The following is a 19291-nucleotide window of genomic DNA, read 5'->3' on the forward strand; positions in this document are numbered from 1 at the left end:
AATGGGTATCGAAGACGCACTCCCCGAGTCGGGAATCCTGACCACCACGATCGAGGGCATCGCCGGCTGGATGCGCCGCGCCTCGATCATGCCGGCCACCTTCGGCCTGGCCTGCTGCGCCATCGAGATGATGGCGTTCGGCTGCGCCCGGTACGACGCCGACCGCTGGGGCCAGGTCGCCTTCCGCGCCTCGCCCCGCCACGCCGACCTGCTGATCATCTCGGGCCGCGTGAGCCAGAAGATGGCCCCGGTCATGCGGCAGGTCTACGACCAGATGCCGAACCCGAAGTGGGTCATGGCGATGGGCGTGTGCGCCAGCTCCGGCGGCATGTTCAACAACTACGCCATCGTCCAGGGTGGCGACCACATCGTCCCCGTCGACGTGTACGTGCCCGGCTGCCCGCCGCGTCCGGACATGTTCATCGACGGCATGTTCAAGCTGCGTGAGATCGTGCTCCGCGACCCGATGGGCGCCCACCGCGCCAAGGTTCTGGAGGACCTGGAGGAGCTCCAGCTCGCCGCGACCCCCACGCTCGAGATGAAGGGCCTCATGCGATGAGCGACGAGAAGCTCCCCGGCGAGGAGAAGACGGTCGACGGCGACGTCGTCCCCAACCCCGACTCGGCCCCCGTGGCCGGCCTCGAGCGCGAGGACGTCGAGCCCAGCCCGCCCGTGACCCGGTCGGGCATGTGGTCCGAGGGTTCGCCCGACACCTCCGGCTACGGCGGCATCGTCCGCGAGTACCTGCCCGTGCAGTCGTCCGCGCGTCCGCTGGACGACGCGAACGAGCGCCTCCTCACCCGCCTGGAGGGTCTGGTCGACGGCGCGATCTCCCGCGTCCTGTTCGACCGTGGCGAGCTGACGATCTTCGTCCCCCGCGAGAAGCTGGCCGAGGTCGTCCGCGCCCTGCGCGATGACGCCCACCTGCGCTTCGAGGGCTGCATGAGCGTCTCCGGCGTCCACTACCCGTCGGACGCCGGCGCCGAGCTGCACGTGGTCTACCACCTGCTCTCCTACACCCACAACCGCCGCGTGCGGCTCGAGGTGACCGCTCCGGACGCCGACCCGCACGTCCCCAGCGTCGTCCCCACCTACCCGGCCGCCGACTGGCACGAGCGGGAGACGTGGGACATGTTCGGCGTCATCTTCGACGGGCACCCGGCCCTGACCCGCATCCTCATGCCGGATGACTGGGTGGGCCACCCGCAGCGCAAGGACTACCCCCTCGGCGGCATCCCCGTCGAGTACAAGGGCGCCGTTGTGCCGCCCCCGGACCAGCGGAGGGAATACCGGTGAGCCAGGACCACGACTACTACGCCCAGGGATCCGAGGCGACCACGGGCACGGTCTACATGCCCATGGGCGGCGACTGGGCCGACATCCAGCAGGAGCAGGCCGAGCGCGGTGACGAGACCCTCGTCATCAACATGGGCCCGCAGCACCCCGCGACCCACGGCGTCCTCCGCCTGATCCTGGAGACCGAGGGCGAGACGGTGAAGAGCGTCCGCCCGGGCATCGGCTTCCTGCACACGGGCATCGAGAAGAACATGGAGTTCCGCAACTGGGCCCAGGGTTCGGCGTTCGTGACCCGCATGGACTACGTCGCCCCGATCTTCAACGAGATGGCCTACTGCCTCTCCGTCGAGCGCCTGCTCGGCATCGAGGACAAGATCCCCGAGCGCGCCACGCAGATTCGCGTGCTGATGATGGAGCTCAACCGCATCAGCAACCACCTCGTCGCCATCGGCACCACGGGCAACGAGCTGGGCGCCACCTCGGTGATGATGGCCGGCTTCCGCGAGCGCGAGATGATCCTCGACTTCTTCGAGGCCGTCAGCGGCGTCCGCATGAACCACGCCTACATCCGCCCCGGCGGCGTGGCGGTCGACCTGCCCGAGAACGGCATCACCGACCTGCGCAACCTGATCAGCTGGCTGAAGAAGCACCTCCCGGAGCTGGCCCTGCTGATCAAGGAGAACCCGATCTTCAAGGGCCGCACCATCGACGTCGGCGTCCAGGACCTGGCGGCGTGCATGGCGATGGGCGTCACCGGCCCGCTGCTGCGCTCGGCCGGCTACGGCTGGGACCTCCGCAAGACCCAGCCCTATTGCGGCTACGAGACCTACGACTTCGACGTGCCCGTCGAGGACACGGCCGACTGCTACGGCCGCTACCTCGTGCGCTACAACGAGATGTGGGAGTCGCTGAAGATCGTCGAGCAGGTCGCCGATCGCCTCGAGCAGTCCGTCGGCCAGCCGGTGATGTACACCGACGCCAAGATCAGCACGCCGGCCGACCTCAAGGTGGGCCCCGACGGCCAGGGCAACAGCCACGAGCACATCAAGCACATCATGGGTGAGTCCATGGAGGCGCTGATCCACCACTTCAAGGTCGTCACGGAGGGCTTCCGCGTCCCGGCGGGTCAGGCCTACGTGCCGATCGAGGGCCCCAAGGGCGAGATCGGCTGCCACATCGTCTCCGACGGTGGCACCCGGCCGTACCGCGCGCACATGCGGGACCCAGGGTTCAACCACCTGCAGTCCGTTCCCCTGCAGTGCGAGGGCGGCATGATCTCCGACGTGATCATGGCCCTGGCTTCGATCGACCCCGTCATGGGAGGTGTTGACCGGTGAGCGGTCACGAGTTCCAGTCGTTCTTCCCCGAGTCGGGGGGCGTCGACCTCTCCGACCAGGCGACGAACATCACCGACGAGACCATCGAGGAGATGCGCCAGCTGGCGGCCCGCTACCCGCAGGCCCGCTCGGCGCTGCTCCCGATGCTGCACCTGGTGCAGTCGGTCGACGGCCGGGTGTCCCCGCGCGGCATCGAGGCCTGCGCCGAGGTGCTGGGCATCTCCGCGGCCCAGGTGTCCGGTGTGGCGACCTTCTACACGATGTACAAGCGTCGCCCGGCGGGCAAGCACCACGTCGGCGTCTGCGTCACTGCGCTCTGCGCCGTGATGGGTGGCGACGCCCTCATGGAGCACGTCGAGGACAAGCTGGGCATCCACCCCGGCGAGACCACCGCCGACGGCACCTTCAGCCTCGAGGCCGTCGAGTGCAACGCCGCCTGCGACTTCGCCCCGGTGATGATGGTCAACTGGGAGTTCATGGACAACATGGACCCCGAGAAGGCCGACCGTCTGCTGGACGACCTGGCCGCCGGCAAGCCGGTGGAGTCGACCCGTGGCGCCACCATCACCAGCTGGAAGGAGGCCGAGCGGGTCATCGCCGGCTTCCCCGACGGCCGTGCCGACGAGGGCCCCGCCGCCGGCGGCGCCTCGCTGGTGGGCCTCAGGATCGCCAACGAGCGTGGCTGGACGGCCCCGGACGTCCCGGCCCCGGTGAGCGAGGAGGAGAAGTGACGGACACCCTCACCCCGGTCCTCTCGGCCAACTGGGCCGACGAGCGTTCCTGGAAGATCACCAACTACGAGCGCCGCGGCGGCTACCAGGCCCTGCGCAAGGCGCTGAAGATGACCCCCGACGAGGTCATCAACGAGGTCAAGGACGCCGGCCTGCGTGGCCGTGGCGGCGCGGGCTTCCCGACGGGCATGAAGTGGAGCTTCGTCCCGCAGGACAACCCGAACCCCAAGTACCTCGTGGTCAACGCCGACGAGTCCGAGCCGGGCACCTGCAAGGACATCCCGCTCATGATGGCCAACCCGCACGCGCTGGTCGAGGGCGTCATCATCAGCGCCTACGCGATCCGCTCGCACTTCGCCTTCATCTACATCCGTGGCGAGGTCCTGCACGTGATCCGCCGCCTCCAGCAGGCGGTGCGCGAGGCCTACTCGGCCGGCTACCTGGGCAAGAACATCCTGGGCACCGGCCACGACCTCGAGCTCGTCGTGCACGCCGGCGCCGGCGCCTACATCTGCGGCGAGGAGACCGCGCTCCTCGACTCCCTCGAGGGACGCCGTGGCCAGCCGCGCCTGCGCCCGCCGTTCCCGGCCGTCGCGGGCCTGTACGCGTCCCCGACCGTCGTGAACAACGTCGAGTCGATCGCGTCCGTCCCGGCCATCATCGCCAACGGGGCCGCCTGGTTCTCGTCGATGGGGACCGAGAAGAGCAAGGGCCACGGCATCTTCTCCCTCTCGGGCCACGTGGCCAACCCGGGCCAGTTCGAGGCGCCGATGGGCATCACGCTGCGCCAGCTCATCGAGCTGGCCGGCGGCATGCGCAACGGGCACGAGCTGAAGTTCTTCACCCCCGGTGGCAGCTCGACCCAGATCCTGACCAAGGACGCCCTCGACATGCCGCTCGACTTCGAGGCCGTCGCGGCTGCGGGGTCGCTGCTCGGCACCCGCGCCCTGCAGATCTTCGACGAGACCACCTCGGTGGTGCGCACGACGCTGCGCTGGATCGAGTTCTACAAGCACGAGTCCTGTGGTAAGTGCACGCCGTGCCGCGAGGGCAACTGGTGGCTCGTGCAGATGCTGAAGAAGTTCGAGGCCGGGCAGGCCCAGGAGGGCGACATCGAGAAGATGCTCGACGTCGCCGAGAACATCGGCGGCCGGTCGTTCTGCGCCCTGGCCGACGGTGCCGTCGCCTGCGTGACCTCGGCGGTGAAGGAGTTCCGCTCCGAGTTCGAGGCCGGCTACACCACGCCCGCCTGGGAGCTGTTCCCCTACGCCAAGAGCGCCCTGTTCCCCGTCAAGACCGCTGGAGGCCACGCATGAGCGTCGACGCCAAGGCTGGAGCCGTCGAGAAGAGCGACCTGATCTCGGTCTTCATCGACGGCACCGAGGTGCAGGTGCCCAAGGGCACCCTCGCCATCCGTGCCGCGGAGATGATCGGCATCGACATCCCGCGGTTCTGCGACCACCCGCTGCTCGACCCGGTCGGCGCCTGCCGCCAGTGCATGGTCGAGGTCCCCGACATGGGCAACGGGCGCGGCATGCCGAAGCCGCAGGCGTCCTGCACGCTCGAGGTCGCGCCGAACATGCAGATCCAGACGCAGGTGAGCTCGCCGGTCGCGGAGAAGGCCCAGAAGGGCATGCTCGAGTTCCTGCTGATCAACCACCCGCTCGACTGCCCCATCTGCGACAAGGGCGGCGAGTGCCCCTTGCAGAACCAGGCGCTGAGCCACGGCTACGCCGAGTCCCGCTACGACGGTGTGAAGCGCACCTTCCCCAAGCCGGTGTCGGTGTCCGCGCAGATCCTGCTCGACCGCGAGCGCTGCGTGCTGTGCGCGCGCTGCACCCGCTTCTCCGAGCAGATCTCCGGTGACCCGTTCATCGCCCTGGTCGAGCGCGGTGCGCTGCAGCAGGTCGGCATCTACGCCGACGACCCGTACGACAGCTACTTCTCCGGCAACGTCGTCCAAATCTGCCCGGTGGGCGCGCTGACCAGCGCCGACTACCGCTTCCAGGCCCGTCCGTTCGACCTCGTGTCGACGCCGGTCACCTGTGAGATCTGCGCCGCCGGCTGCCAGCTGCGCTCCGACCACCGCCACTTCCAGGTCAAGCGTCGCCTCGCCGGCAACGCCCCCGAGGTGAACGAGGAGTGGAACTGCGACCGCGGTCGCTTCGCCTTCCGCTCCGGCCGCCAGGCCGACCGGGTCACGACCCCGCTGGTCCGCGACGGCGACGTCCTGCGCCCCGCGTCCTGGCCCGAGGCCATCGACGCCGCGGTGGCGGGCCTCAAGGCCGCCGGCAGCAGCGTCGGCGTCCTTACCGGTGGACGCCTCACGCTCGAGAACGCCTACGGTTACGCCAAGTTCGCCCGCGCCGTGCTCGGGACGAACAACGTGGACTTCCGGGCCCGCGAGCACTCCGTGGAGGAGGGCCAGTTCCTCGCCCACGCCGTGGCCGGCAAGCGCCTCGGCGACGGCGTCACCTACGCCGACCTCGAGCAGGCCAAGCAGGTCATCTGCGTGGACTTCGAGCCCGAGGAGGAGAGCCCGATCGTCTTCCTGCGCCTGCGCAAGGCGGCGCGCAAGAAGGGCCTCAAGGTCGTCGCGGTGGCCCCGTACCTGACCAACGGCCAGGCCAAGCTGTCCGCCCACCTCGTCCCGACCGTGCCCGGCACGGAGGCCGAGGTCGTGGCCAAGCTGGACGCCGACGCCACCACGATCGTCCTCGTGGGCGAGCGTGCCGCCGGGTCGCGCGCGACGCTGTCCGCGCTGGTGGACCTCACCCGCCGCACCGGGGCACGCCTGGCCTGGGTGCCGCGGCGTGCGGGTGACCGGGGCGCCATCGAGGCCGGCTGCCTGCCGAACCTGCTGCCCGGTGGCCGTCTGGTCACCGACGCCGGCGCCCGCGTCGACGTGGCTGCCGCGTGGGGCGTCCCCTCGCTGCCCGCGACGCCGGGCCTCGACGCCGGGGCGATGCTCTACGCCGCCGCGAACGGCGACCTGGCCGCCCTGGTGGTGTCCGGCGTCCAGCCGACCGACTTCGCCGACGCCGTCGCCGCGCGCGAGGGCATCGAGCGGGCCGGCTTCGTGCTGAGCCTCGAGACGCGTGTCTCCGAGGTCACCGAGCGCGCCGACGTGGTGCTGCCGGTCGGCCTGCTGGAGGAGCAGGCCGGCACGTTCCTGAACTGGGAGCACCGCGAGGGCCGGGTCAACCGCGTCGACAAGGCGCACGGTTCCCCGATGACCGACCTGCGCGCACTGGCGATGCTCGCCGACGCGCTGGGTTCGGACCTCGGCGTCCGCACCGCGAAGGCCGCCAAGGCCGAGTTCGACGAGCTCGGTGTCTGGGACGGCGAGCGCGCGGCGGCCCCGAACGAGGACCTGCCGGTTGCCCCCGCGGGCGAGGGCCTGGTCCTGGCCTCGTGGCGCCTGCTGATCGACGGCTCGGCCGCCAACGACGGCGCGGACGCGCTCAAGGCGACCGCCAAGCCGCTGGTCGCGCGCCTCAGCCCGGCCACGGCGTCCGGCCTCGGCCTCACCGAGGGCGACGACGTCACGATCACCGCGGGTGGCGGACAGGTGACCCTGCCGCTGTTCGTGGAGGACTCCATGGTCGACGGGGTCGTGTGGATCCCCGGCAACCGTCTCGGCGAGGGGCTCGGTGAGCTCCGCGTCACGGCGGGCCAGACCGTTACTGTCACCGGAGGTGCGGCATGACCCCTGAACCCTTCGTCATGAACGATCCGTGGTGGATCGTCGCGATCAAGGCCATCGGCATCGTTCTCCTGGTGCTGACCTGGCAGATCATCAACGTGTGGTTCGAGCGCCGTGTGCTGGGCAAGATGCAGCAGCGCAAGGGCCCAATCATGAACGGCCCCTTCGGTCTCGGGCAGACCCTGGGTGACGGCCTGAAGTTCCTCCTCAAGGAGGACTTCGCCCCCGGCATGGTGGACAGGGTCCTGTACACCCTGGCCCCGGTCATCGCCGGTGTGTCGGCCTTCACCGCCTGGTCGGTGATCCCGCTGGGTGGCCAGGTGAACATGTTCGGGGTGGAGACCCGCCTGCAGGTCGCCGACCTCCCGGTCTCCGCGCTCGTGCTGCTCGCCGCCGCCTCGACCGCCGTCTACGGCTTCGTGCTGGCCGGCTACTCGTCGCAGTCGCCCTACTCGTTGCTCGGTTCGATGCGCTCCAGCGCGCAGATGATCAGCTACGAGATCTCGATGGGCCTGTCCTACGTGGCGGTGTTCCTCTACGCCGGCTCGATGTCGACCGGCCAGATCGTCGAGGCGCAGGGCCTGCCCCTCTTCGGTGCCAACCCGCTCGGCCTGCAGCAGTGGTACTGGCTGCTCCTGCCGCCGTCGTTCGTGATCTACGTGATCTCGATGCTGGGCGAGTCCAACCGCGTGCCGTTCGACCTCCCCGAGTGTGAGTCCGAGCTGGTGTCGGGTCACATCACCGAGTACACCGGCTTCCGGTACGCGATCTTCTACCTCACCGAGTACATCAACATGACGACGCTGTCCGCGGTCGTCACCACGCTGTTCCTCGGTGGCTACAAGGCCATCTGGCCGCTGGGCTTCATCATCCCCGACACCGGCTGGTGGGGACTGCTCTGGTTCGTGATCAAGGTCCAGCTGATGATCTTCTTCTTCGTCTGGGTGCGCGCGTCGCTGCCGCGCTTCCGGTACGACCAGTTCATGAACCTGGGTTGGAAGTGGCTCATCCCGATCTCGCTGGCCTGGGTCATGGTCATCGCGCTGCTGCGCGGCCTGACGAACCACGGCCTGCTCCAGGGCCCGATGCTCTGGATCATCATCGGCGTCGTCTTCGCCCTCCTGCTCGCCGTCATGTTCCTCGGCGGTGGCAACGGCAAGGTGGACGGCATGGCCGACGTGGACGAGCCCTTCGACGCCTTCGCCGGCGGCTACCCGGTGCCCCCGATGCCCGGCCAGACGCTGCCCGAGCTCGCCGATGTGGTCCACGGCACGACCGAGACCGACGACAGGAAGGACGTGGAGTGATGGGCCTGTTCGATGGCTGGGCCGGCTTCGGCGTCACGTTCCGGACGATGTTCCGGAAGACCTTCACGCAGGGCTACCCCGAGAAGGGGCAGGAGAAGATCACGGCTCCGCGCTTCCACGGCCGCCACCAGCTGAACCGCTGGCCCGACGGCCTGGAGAAGTGCGTGGGCTGCGAGCTGTGCGCCTGGGCGTGCCCCGCCGACGCGATCTACGTGGAGGGCGCCTCGAACACCGAGGAGGCCCGCTACTCGCCCGGCGAGCGGTACGGCTCGGTGTACCAGATCAACTACCTGCGGTGCATCCTCTGCGGCATGTGCATCGAGGCGTGCCCGACGCGCGCGCTGACGATGACCAACGACTTCAAGCTGGCCGACCTGACCCGCGAGAAGATGATCTACACCAAGGACCGCCTCCTGGCCCCGCTGCTGCCGGGCATGGAGGAGCCGCCCCACCCGCGGCGCCTGGGCAACGACGAGAAGGACTACTTCCTCGGCCTGCCGCCCACCGGCGTCCCGGACACGCGCACCGGCCCCGCCGAGACCGAGGAGGTCGCCTCGTGAACACCCTGCTCGTTCCCCTCGTCACCGGGGCGGAGGTGACGTTCTGGGTGGTGGCCCCGCTCACCATCCTCGGTGCCCTCGGTCTGGTGCTGAGCCGGCGCGCCGTGTACGCGGCCCTGTCGGTGGCGGTCACGATGATGGGCCTCGCCGCCCTGTACGCGTCGCTGGACGCCCCGTTCCTGGCGATGGTGCAGATCATCGTCTACACCGGCGCGGTGCTGATGATGTTCCTGTTCGTCCTCATGATGGTCGGCATCACCACGCCCGACTCGACGGTCGAGACGCTGAAGGGCCAGCGCCCGCTGGCGATCCTCGGCGGCATCGGCATCCTGGCCTTCCTGTTCTTCGCGATCGGCGGCGCGCTCCACACGGAGCCGGCCACCGTGGCCGCGGCGAACAGCGAGTTCGGGGGCAACGTCGAGGGCCTGGCCAACCTGCTCTTCGGCCGCTACGTCTTCGTGTTCGAGCTCTCGGCCGCCCTGCTCATCGTCGCCGCCGTCGGCGCGATGCTGCTGGCGCACGGCCAGCGGGTCCGCCCGCGCAAGGGCCAGCCCGAGCTCGCCGCCGACCGCATGTACGCCTACAAGACCAAGGGCGAGCACCCCGGCTCGCTGCCGAACTCGGGCGTCTACGCGGGCAGCAACGCCATCGGCGTCGGTGCCCTGCTCCCGGACGGCACGGTGTCGGAGAAGTCGATCAGCCAGACGCTCGTCATGCGCGGCGCCACGATCGACCCGGCCCCGCTCACGCAGGTCACCGGCAGCACCTTCGCGGCCATCGAGGCAGTGCGCGACGAGGACGAGGAGGACTGATCACCGTGATGAACCCGGAGAACTACCTCTTCCTGGCCGCCATCCTGTTCGCCATCGGCGCCATCGGCGTGATGGTGCGCCGCAACGCGCTCGTCGCGTTCCTCTGCGTGGAGCTGATGCTGAACGCCTGCAACCTGGCGTTCGTGGCCGGTGCCCACATCACCGGAACCCTCGACGGTCAGACCACGGCCTTCTTCGTGATGGTCGTCGCCGCAGCCGAGGTCGTGGTGGGTCTGGCCATCATCGTCTCGATCTACAAGACGCGCCGCTCGACCTCGGTCGACGACGCCAACCTGCTGAAGCTCTGAGGTGGGCGACGTGATCCTTCTCGAAACCATCGCCGAACCGGTCGCCGCGACCGGGATGTTCACCTGGGCGTGGACGATGATCGCCGTCCCGGCGGTCGTGGCCGGTCTCCTCCTGCTGGCGGGCAAGCTGTCCGACGCGTGGGGGCACCTGGTCGCCACCGCGGCGGTGTTCTGGTCGTTCGCGATCGCGGTGTGCCTCTTCGCCGAGCAGCTCCTGGCCCCGGCCACCGAGCGTGCGGTGTCGGCCCCCGTGTACACGTGGTTCACCGTGGGGGAGTGGAGCTTCCAGGTCGGCCTGCTGGTCGACCAGCTCTCGATCCTCTTCGCGATGCTGATCACCGGCGTGGGTGGTCTCATCCACGTCTACTCGATCGGCTACATGAGCCACGACCCGCGCCGCCGCCGGTTCTTCGCCTACCTGAACCTGTTCGTGGCCGCCATGCTCCTGCTGGTGCTCGCCGACAACTACCTGATCCTGTTCGTGGGTTGGGAAGGCGTGGGCCTGGCGTCGATGCTGCTCATCTCGTTCTGGCAGCACAAGCCGTCCGCCGCCGCCGCCGGCACCAAGGCCTTCGTCATGAACCGTGTCGGTGACCTCGGCATGCTGATGGCGATCAGCACGATGCTCGCGATGTTCGGCAGCTCGACGTTCACCGAGGTGAACGCGGGCGCCGCCGGCACCGAGCCGCTGTGGGCCACCCTCATCGGCCTGTTCCTGCTCCTGGGCGCGTGCGGCAAGTCCGCACAGGTCCCGCTGCAGGCCTGGCTCCTGGACGCCATGGAGGGCCCGACCCCGGTGTCGGCGCTCATCCACGCCGCCACGATGGTCACCGCCGGTGTCTACCTGGTCGTCCGTAGCCACGCCCTGTTCGAGGCCGCGCCCACCGCCCAGATGGCCGTCGTGGTCGTCGCCACGGTGACGCTGCTCGCCGGTGCCTGGATCGGTACGAGCCAGGACGACATCAAGAAGGTGCTCGCCGGTTCGACGATGTCGCAGATCGGCTACATGATGCTCGCCGCGGGCATCGGGCCGGCCGGCTACGCGTTCGCGATCTTCCACCTGCTCACGCACGGCTTCTTCAAGGCCAACATGTTCCTCGGCGCCGGTTCTGTCATGCACGGCATGAACGACGACGTGGACATGCGCCACTACGGCGCGCTGAGCAAGGTCATGAAGGTGACGTTCCTGACGTTCGCCATGGGCTACCTGGCGATCATCGGGTTCCCGTTCTTCTCGGGCTACTTCTCCAAGGACCACATCATCGAGGCCGCCTTCGCCGACAACACCTTCATCGGTGTGTGCGCGCTGATCGGCGCCGGCATCACCGCGTTCTACATGACGCGCCTGATGCTGATGACGTTCTTCGGCGAGAAGCGTTGGCAGCCCGGGGTCCACCCGCACGAGTCGCCGAAGGTGATGACGATCCCGCTGATCATCCTCGCCGCCCTGTCGATCGTGTCCGGCATCGTGATGAACTTCTGGATCCAGGAGTGGCTGGCCCCCGCGGTGGGCAACCACCCGCACGAGCTCAGCCTCGTCCCGACCACGGTCGGCTGGATGACGATGGCCGTCGTGGCCCTCGGCGTGGTCGCCGCCTGGCTGGTCTTCGGCCGCGGCTCCATCCCGGTGACCGCCCCGGCGACCAACAACCCGATCACGCTGGCCGGACGCAACGTCCTGTTCGGCGACCAGGTCAACGACTTCCTGTTCGTGACCCCGGCGACCGCGATGGCCACGGCCGTCGACACCACGGACGCCAAGGGCATCGACCGGATGGTCGACGGCGGTGCGCAGGCCTTCGGTGGCCTGTCCACGCAGATGCGCCGCCTGCAGACCGGGTACGCCCGCAGCTACGCCCTCACCATGGTGCTGGGAGCACTGGTCGTGGGTGCCGTTCTGATCCTCACCCAGCTGGGTTGAGGGAGGAGTTGACATGACATTCCCCTGGTTGACCTTCCTCGGCCTGCTGCCGCTGATCGGCGGTGTGCTGCTGCTCCTGCCGATGGGCAAGGGTGCGGCGCGGGCGCTCGGCCTGGTCTTCACCGGCATCACGCTAGCCGTGGCGATCACCGTCGCGGTGCTCCACGCTGGCGGCACCGACCTCGCGGTCCAAGTGCCCTGGATCCGCGCGTTCGGCGCCTGGTGGGCCCTCGACGTCGACGGCATGGGCATCGCGATGGTGCTGATGACGGCGATCCTGACCCCGCTGGTCCTGATCGCGGAGTGGGAGCCCCCGGCCAACCGCTGGAGCGCGCAGGCGTTCTTCGCGCTGGTGCTGATCCTCGAGGGCCTCTCGCTGTTCGTCTTCATGGCCAACGACGTCCTGCTGTTCTACCTCTTCTTCGAGGCGACGCTGATCCCGACGTACTTCCTGATCGTCGGCTTCGGCGGCGTGCGGCGCAGCTACGCGGCGGTCAAGTTCCTGCTGTTCAGCCTCGCCGGTGGTCTCATCATGCTGGCGTCGGTCGTCGGTGTGTACGTCGTGGGCGCCGCCCAGGGCGTGCCCTCCTACCTCGTGCCCGACCTGGCCGCGATCCGCTTCGACGGTGACCTCGGCCGCTGGCTCATGCTGGGCTTCCTGATCGCATTCATCATCAAGGCGCCCATGGTCCCGCTGCACACGTGGCTGCCGGACGCCGCCGAGAACGCGACCCCGGGCACCTCGACCCTGCTGGTCGGCGTGCTCGACAAGATCGGCACCTTCGGGATGATCAAGTTCTGCCTGGGCCTGTTCCCCGAGGCGTCCCTGTGGATCACCCCGTTCATGGTGTGGTTCGCGGTCGTCTCGATCATCTGGGGTGCCCTGGGTGCCATCGGCAGCCGCAACCTGCTGCGCCTGGTGTCCTACACCTCGGTCAGCCACTTCGGGTTCATGGTGCTGGGCATCTACGCCTTCACCACCGCCTCGATGAGCGGCTCGATCCTCTACATGCTCAACCACGGCTTCTCGACCGCCGCCATGTTCCTCGTCGTGGGCTTCATGGCCAAGCGCACCGGCAGCTACGACATCGCCGCGTACGGCGGCGTCCAGAAGGTGGCCCCGGTCACCGCGGGCGTCCTGCTGGTCTCGGGCCTGTCGGTCCTGTCGCTGCCGGGCCTCGGGCCGTTCGTGAGCGAGTTCATGGTGATCGCCGGCACGTGGAGCCGCTACCCGATCGTGACCGCGGTCTCGATCATCGGTGTCGTGCTCGCCGCCGTGTACGTGCTCCGCATGTACCAGCGCACGATGACCGGCCCGATCAGCGAGGCCACCGCCGCCCAGTTCACCGGTCGCGACCTGACCGGCGTCGAGAAGGCGGTCATGGTCCCGATCATCGGAATCCTGCTGTTCCTCGGGTTCGTCCCGCAGCCCGCCGTGCAGCTCGTTGAGCCCACCGCCAAGGCGACCTTGGCCTACGTCGGTACCACCGACCCGGCCCCGGTCGTGAAGGGAGCCAAGTGATGTCGACGTTCCTCATGCCGGTCCTGGAGATGGCGGCGCCCACGCTTGAGTGGCGCGCGCTGGCCCCGGTCCTGCTCGTCTTCGCGGCGGCGTGCGTCGGTATCCTGCTCGAGGCCGTCCTGCCCCGGGCGTACCGTTTCCTCGCCCAGATGACCCTGGTGTTCGCCACCGTCGTGGTGTCGATCGCCTTCCTGGTCATCAACTGGCGCGGCCAGTACGGCGGCCGCATGGCGATGGGTTCGCTCATGCTCGACGGCCCGACCTACTTCATGTGGGGCGCGCTGCTGGTCTTCGGCACCCTGGCGTTCATGGTGTTCTCCGAGCGCCAGCTCAACGGCGGTGTGACCGCGTTCGCGGCCTCCGCCGCGTCGGTGCCCGGCTCCCTCGAGGAGTCGGACGCCACGGCCGCCCGCTACGAGCACACCGAGGTCTTCCCGCTGGGCCTGTTCGCCCTCGGCGGCATGATGGTCTTCCTGGCCTCGGCCGACCTGATCGTCATGTTCGTGGCCCTCGAGGTCTTCTCGCTGCCGCTCTACCTGCTCTCCGGCATGGCGCGTCGTCGCCGCCTGCTGAGCCAGGAGGCCGCGCTGAAGTACTTCCTGCTGGGTGCCTTCAGCTCGGGCTTCTTCCTCTTCGGCATCGCGATGCTGTACGTGTTCAGCGGCTCGCTCGACCTGCGCGGCATCCACGAGGCCATCGCGGCCAACGCGGGGAGCAACGGCCTGGTGCTGGTCGGCCTGGCGTTCCTCGCCATCGGCCTGCTGTTCAAGGTCGGCGTCGTGCCGTTCCACAGCTGGACGCCCGACGTCTACATGGGTGCCCCGACCCCGGTCACCGGCTTCATGGCCATCGCCACGAAGCTCGCCGCCGTCGGCGCCACCATGCGCGTGTTCTACGTCGCCCTCGACGGCGAGCGCTGGACCTGGCAGCCGCTGTTCGCGGTGCTCGCGGTCCTCACCATGGTCGTGGGCATCATCGGCGCCCTCACCCAGACCGACATCAAGCGCCTGCTGGCCTACAGCTCCATCGCCCACGCGGGCTTCATCCTCGTGGCGATCGTCGGCGCGACGCAGGTCGTCCCGGCGGGCCAGGGCACCTCGGCCTCCGCGATCATGTTCTACCTCGCGGCCTACGGTTTCGCCACGGTCGGCGCCTTCGCCATCGTGACGATGGTCCGCAACGCGGCCGGTGAGGAGAACACCATCGCCGGGTGGTCCGGCCTGGCGGCCAAGAACCCGTGGGTGGCCGGCCTGTTCTCGCTGTTCATGCTGAGCTTCGCGGGCATCCCGCTCACCGGTGGCTTCATCGGCAAGTGGGCCGTGTTCACGGCGGCGTGGCGCGGCGGCTACTGGTGGCTCGTGGTCGTGGCGGTCCTGGCCAGCCTCGTCGCGGTGTACTTCTACCTCCGCGTGATCGTGGTCATGTTCGGCGGCACGGCGGCCAAGGGCGTCTACGTCGGCAACGCGAGCGCGTGGACGTGGATCCCCGTGGTCATCGGCGCGGTCGCCACCGTCTGGCTGGGCCTCGTGCCAGACCAGGTCATGCAGCTCGCCACCTTCGCAGGCGGCTTCCTGCGGTGACCTCGCTCAACGTCGACGTCGATCCGGCGTTCGAGGCGGTCGTGCGCGACCGCCTCGACGCTGTTGAGACACGCCTCAAGGACACCGCGGCCGCCCAGACCGCCTTCACCACCGACGCCGCCCAGCACCTGCTGGCGGCCGGGGGGAAGCGGTTCCGGCCGCTGCTGGTCGTCCTGGCCTCCCAGCTCTACCCGGGCGCCGAGGCGTCCGCCATCGACCGCGCGGCGGTCGTCATGGAACTCACCCACGTCGCCAGCCTGTACCACGACGACGTCATGGACGAGGCCGAGATGCGCCGGGGCGTCCCCTCGGCCAACAGCCGGTGGGACAACACCGTCGCCATCATGGTCGGCGACTTCCTGTTCTCCCGCGCGTCCTCGACGGTCGCGACCCTCGGCACCGACTACGTGTTGCTGCAGGCCGAGACGTTCGCCCGCCTCGTGCAGGGCCAGATCGCCGAGACCCGCGGCCCCGGCGCCGAGGACGACCCGCTCGAGCACTACCTCGAGGTGGTCGCCGACAAGACCGGGTCGCTGATCGCGGCGTCCACGGTGTTCGGCGGCATGGTCTGCGGCGCCCCGCAGGAGGTGCTGGACGCCCTGGCCGCCTACGGCGAGGAGATCGGCGTCGTCTTCCAGCTGAGCGACGACCTGATCGACATCGCGTCCGACACGTCGGGCAAGACGCCGGGCACCGACCTGCGGGAGGGCGTCCCGACGCTGCCCGTGCTGATGCTGCGTGCGTCGGCCGGCCCCGACGACGCGCGCCTGCTCGAGCTGACGTCGCGGCCGATCACCGACGAGGACGAGGTCGCCGAGGCGCTCGCCGCCCTGCGCGCCCACCCGGTGCTGGAGGAGGCCCGCGCCGAGGTCGAGCGCCGGGCCGAGCTGGCCCGCGGCTACCTGTCCCGCCTGCCCGAGGGGCCCGCCCGCGACGCACTGTCGGCCCTCTGCGACCAGGTGGTCTCCCGCTCCCACTGAGCCGCCGTGACATTTCCGGGTGGCAGGACCCCAAGGATCCTTGGGGTCCTGCCACCCGGAAATGTCACGGGAACCGTCACACGCCCCGACGCGCTAGCTTGGGCGCATGAGCATCGATCCGCACGCCCCCGCAGTCGAGGTCGCCCGGCGCGTCCGGGCGGGGGAGTGGAGCGCGGTCGAGGTGACCCGCACCGCGCTCGCCGCAGCCGAACGCCTCGACCCCGTCCTCGGCGCGTTCGCCGCGATCACCCGCGAGCGGGCGTTCGCGCAGGCTGCCTCGGTCGACGCGGCCGTGGCGCGCGGCGAGGACCCCGGGCCGCTGGCCGGCGTCCCGGTGCCGATCAAGGAGCTCACCGAGGTCGAGGGCCTCCCCTTCGAGGCCGGCAGCCGCGCGCTCGTCGGCAACATCGGCCGCCGCACCGACGCCGTCGCCCAGCGACTCGTCGACGCAGGGTCCACCACGCTCGGCACCACCGCCGCCCCCGAGTTCGGCTTCCCGGCCTACACCGAACCGGCCGGCCGCCTCCCGGCCGTCAGCCCCTGGGACACGCGGCGCGGCGCCGGCGGCTCCTCCGGGGGAGCCGCCGCGGCCGTGGCCGCCGGCATCGTCCCGATCGCGCACGCCTCCGACGGGGGCGGCAGCATCCGCATCCCCGCGGCGTCCTGCGGCATCGTCGGGCTCAAGCCCTCCCGGGGCGTCGTGAGCACTCTCCCCACCCGCACGCCCGGCCCCGGCCTGGTCTGTGACGGCGTCGTCAGCCGCACGGTCGCCGACACGGCGCTCGGCCTCGACGTGCTGGCCCCGGACGCCCCATGGGGCAGCCTCCTCGCCGCCCTCGACCGGGAGCCCGGCCGCCTGCGCATCGGCGTGACCACCCAGCCGGTCATCTCCGACACCGCCGCGGTCCACCCGGCCTGCGTCGCGGCCGCGACCACCGTGGCCGGCTGGCTGGCCGACCTCGGCCACGAGGTCTCGGACGCCCCGCGCGCCTTCCCCGCCGAGCGCTGGGCGGCCTTCGACGTGGTCTGGGCAACGGGGGCGGCCTCGATCCCGCTGCCGCCCGAGGTGGAGGACGAGCTGACCCCCATGACGTCCTGGCTGCGATCGCGGGGGCGCCGCGTGAGCGGGGCCGAGTACGCGCAGGCGATGGCCGCCATCCAGCTGCTTGAGTACGAGGTCGACCAGAACTGGGCCGGCCTGGACGTCGTCCTGACCCCCACGCTCGCCCAGCCGCCAGCCTTCGTCGGGGCGCTGCGCAACGACGCCGACCCGGCCGCAGACTTCGCCGCCCAGATCGACCACACGCCCTGGACGTCGGTGGCCAACCTCACCGGGCGTCCGTCGATCAGCCTGCCGCTGGTGCGGGCCGAGGTCGACGGCCAGACCCTGCCCATCGGCGTCATGCTGACCGGCCGCCGCGGGCGCGACGACGTCCTCCTCCGGCTCGCTGCACAGCTGGAGTCCGCCCACCCGTGGCCACCGGTGGCGCCGCTGGCCTGAGCCCGCGGCGTCCGGGCCCGGAACACAGAGGGCCCCCTCGCCCGCGCGCATAAGGAGCTACACGCGGGAGAGGGGGCCGTTCTGGGTTGCCCCGTGGCGGTCAGGCCACGTAGCGCTGGTACGCCGGCAGGGTGAGGAAGTCCGGGTACTCGTCGGCCAGGGCGACCTCCTGGAAGAGGCCGCGGGCGTCGTCGTACCGGTCACCCTCGAAGCGCTCGAGGCCGTTGAACACGTCGTCGAACACCTCGCCGAGCCACTCGGTGGTGACCTCGTTGCCCTCGACGGTCGTGACCCCGGCGTTGCGCCACTGCCAGATCTGCGAGCGCGAGATCTCGGCGGTGGCCGCGTCCTCCATGAGGTCGTGGATCGCCACGGCACCGTTGCCCCGCAGCCAGGCCTCGATGTAGCGGATGCCGACATCGATGTTGGTGCGGACGCCGGCGTCGGTCACCGTCGAGCCCGGGATCTCCAGGGAGATCAGGGCCTTGTCGTCGGGGACGACGTCCTCGCGGAGGCGGTCGATCTGGTTCGGGTTGTCCCCGAGCTTGGCGTCGAACACCTCCTTGCAGACGGGCACGAGGTCCGGGTGCGCCACCCACGAGCCGTCGAAGCCGTCGTCGGCCTCGCGGTTCTTGTCCTCGCGCACCTTGGCCAGCGCGTTCTCCGTGACCTCCGGCTTACGGCGGTTCGGGATGAACGCCGCCATGCCGCCCATCGCGCTGACGCCACGGCGGTGGCAGGCGCGGACGAGCTGCAGGGCGTAGGACCGCATGAACGGCACCGCCATCGTGACCTGCGCGCGGTCGGGCAGGACGAAGTCCTCGCCACGGTCGCGGTAGTTCTTGATGATGCTGAACAGGTAGTCCCAGCGCCCGGCGTTGAGGCCGGAGCTGTGCTCGCGGAGCTCGTAGATGATCTCCTCCATCTCGAACGCGGCCGTGATCGTCTCGATCAGGACCGTCGCGCGGATGGTGCCCTGGGGCAGGCCGAGGAGGTCCTGGGCCTTGACGAAGATGTCGTTCCAGAGGCGGGCCTCGAGGTGGCTCTCGATCTTCGGCAGGTAGAAGTACGGTCCACGGCCCCGAGCCAGCAGCTCACGGGCGTTGTGGAAGAAGTACAGGCCGAAGTCCACGACACCGGCGACCATCGGCTTGCCGTCGACAAAGAGGTGCTTCTCGTCGTAGTGCCACCCACGGGGGCGGACGATGATGGTCGGCGTCCTCTCGGCGGTGACCGCGTACTCCTTCTCCGGGGAGGAGAACGAGATGGTGCCACGGATCGCGTCGTAGAGGTTCTGCTGCCCGCCGATCATGTTGTCCCACGCCGGCTGGTTGGCGTCCTCGAGGTCGGCCAGCCAGGTCAGCGCACCCGAGTTGAGCGCGTTGATGGTCATCTTGCGCTCGGTGGGGCCGGTGATCTCGACGCGGCGGTCCTCCAGCCCGGGGGCCAGGGGAGCGCCCTTCCAGCTGTCGTCGGCCCGGATGTGGGCCGTCTCCGGCAGGAACGTCGGGTCGGTGCCCTGCGAGATCGCCTCACGCCGGGCCTTGCGGGCGGCGAGGAGCTCGTCGCGGCGCTCGGTGGCCAGGTCGTTCAGCTCGACGATGAAGTCGACGGCCTCCGGGGTGAGGATCAGCTCCTCGCCCGGAGCGGTGTCGGGCGCCTGCTTGCTGAACCGCGGGTTGAAGTCAGGGTTGGTTCCCTGGGTCATGTGTTTTTCCCTTCCCGGTTGG

Annotated in this window: 16 protein-coding genes; 15 read left to right on the top strand and 1 reads right to left on the bottom strand. The window is 69.8% G+C overall.

Going from position 1 to position 19291, the window contains the following annotated elements; genetic code table 11:
• Position 1 precedes the first annotated feature (1 nt).
• From H5397_RS05625 to H5397_RS05695, 15 genes are all read left to right on the top strand, one after another.
• The gene (locus H5397_RS05625; protein ID WP_182815477.1) at positions 2–559 is read left to right on the top strand and encodes an NADH-quinone oxidoreductase subunit B; all 558 of its coding nucleotides are present in this window, start codon (positions 2–4) and stop codon (positions 557–559) included.
• Positions 556–1296: an NADH-quinone oxidoreductase subunit C gene (locus tag H5397_RS05630; protein WP_182815479.1), complete on the top strand. Its 741-nt coding sequence runs from the start codon at positions 556–558 to the stop codon at positions 1294–1296. The genes H5397_RS05625 and H5397_RS05630 overlap by 4 nt, the downstream gene beginning before the upstream one ends.
• A 56-nt stretch (positions 1297–1352) precedes the next feature.
• The gene (locus tag H5397_RS05635) at positions 1353–2633 is read left to right on the top strand and encodes an NADH-quinone oxidoreductase subunit D (RefSeq protein ID WP_182815594.1); all 1281 of its coding nucleotides are present in this window, start codon (positions 1353–1355) and stop codon (positions 2631–2633) included.
• Positions 2630–3364 (top strand): NADH-quinone oxidoreductase subunit NuoE, encoded by a 735-nt coding sequence (gene nuoE / locus H5397_RS05640; protein WP_182815481.1) that lies wholly within the window; start codon positions 2630–2632, stop codon positions 3362–3364. Before H5397_RS05635 ends, nuoE begins: the two co-directional genes overlap by 4 nt.
• Positions 3361–4680, top strand: a complete 1320-nt coding sequence (nuoF, locus tag H5397_RS05645; RefSeq protein WP_182815483.1) for an NADH-quinone oxidoreductase subunit NuoF — start codon at positions 3361–3363, stop codon at positions 4678–4680. Before nuoE ends, nuoF begins: the two co-directional genes overlap by 4 nt.
• The gene (locus H5397_RS05650; protein ID WP_182815485.1) at positions 4677–7073 is read left to right on the top strand and encodes an NADH-quinone oxidoreductase subunit G; all 2397 of its coding nucleotides are present in this window, start codon (positions 4677–4679) and stop codon (positions 7071–7073) included. Before nuoF ends, H5397_RS05650 begins: the two co-directional genes overlap by 4 nt.
• A complete protein-coding gene (gene nuoH, locus H5397_RS05655; RefSeq protein WP_182815487.1) occupies positions 7070–8377 on the top strand; it encodes an NADH-quinone oxidoreductase subunit NuoH in 1308 nt (435 codons plus the stop codon). Before H5397_RS05650 ends, nuoH begins: the two co-directional genes overlap by 4 nt.
• Entirely contained in the window at positions 8377–8937 is a 561-nt protein-coding gene (nuoI, locus tag H5397_RS05660; RefSeq protein WP_182815489.1) for an NADH-quinone oxidoreductase subunit NuoI, read from the top strand. Before nuoH ends, nuoI begins: the two co-directional genes overlap by 1 nt.
• Positions 8934–9749, top strand: a complete 816-nt coding sequence (locus tag H5397_RS05665) for an NADH-quinone oxidoreductase subunit J (RefSeq protein ID WP_182815491.1) — start codon at positions 8934–8936, stop codon at positions 9747–9749. The genes nuoI and H5397_RS05665 overlap by 4 nt, the downstream gene beginning before the upstream one ends.
• 8 nt (positions 9750–9757) lie before the next feature.
• Positions 9758–10057 carry an NADH-quinone oxidoreductase subunit NuoK gene (nuoK, locus tag H5397_RS05670; protein ID WP_182815596.1) on the top strand — a complete coding sequence of 100 codons (300 nt, stop codon included), beginning with the start codon at positions 9758–9760 and terminating at the stop codon, positions 10055–10057.
• A gap of 55 nt (positions 10058–10112) precedes the next feature.
• Positions 10113–11978, top strand: a complete 1866-nt coding sequence (gene nuoL, locus H5397_RS05675; protein ID WP_182815598.1) for an NADH-quinone oxidoreductase subunit L — start codon at positions 10113–10115, stop codon at positions 11976–11978.
• Positions 11979–11991: 13 nt separating this feature from the next.
• Positions 11992–13500: an NADH-quinone oxidoreductase subunit M gene (locus H5397_RS05680; protein ID WP_182815493.1), complete on the top strand. Its 1509-nt coding sequence runs from the start codon at positions 11992–11994 to the stop codon at positions 13498–13500.
• Positions 13500–15080 (top strand): NADH-quinone oxidoreductase subunit NuoN, encoded by a 1581-nt coding sequence (gene nuoN / locus H5397_RS05685; protein WP_255438648.1) that lies wholly within the window; start codon positions 13500–13502, stop codon positions 15078–15080. Before H5397_RS05680 ends, nuoN begins: the two co-directional genes overlap by 1 nt.
• Positions 15077–16060 (top strand): polyprenyl synthetase family protein, encoded by a 984-nt coding sequence (locus H5397_RS05690; RefSeq protein ID WP_182815494.1) that lies wholly within the window; start codon positions 15077–15079, stop codon positions 16058–16060. Before nuoN ends, H5397_RS05690 begins: the two co-directional genes overlap by 4 nt.
• A gap of 106 nt (positions 16061–16166) precedes the next feature.
• Positions 16167–17561 (top strand): amidase, encoded by a 1395-nt coding sequence (locus H5397_RS05695; protein ID WP_182815496.1) that lies wholly within the window; start codon positions 16167–16169, stop codon positions 17559–17561.
• A 100-nt stretch (positions 17562–17661) separates the two neighbouring features.
• Here H5397_RS05695 and aceB read toward each other — a convergent pair whose 3' ends face one another.
• Positions 17662–19269 carry a malate synthase A gene (aceB, locus tag H5397_RS05700; RefSeq protein ID WP_182815498.1) on the bottom strand — a complete coding sequence of 536 codons (1608 nt, stop codon included), beginning with the start codon at positions 19267–19269 and terminating at the stop codon, positions 17662–17664.
• Positions 19270–19291: the final 22 nt, after the last annotated feature.

It is taken from the genome of Propioniciclava sp. MC1683 (genome assembly GCF_014164675.1).
Taxonomy (GTDB): domain Bacteria; phylum Actinomycetota; class Actinomycetes; order Propionibacteriales; family Propionibacteriaceae; genus Propioniciclava.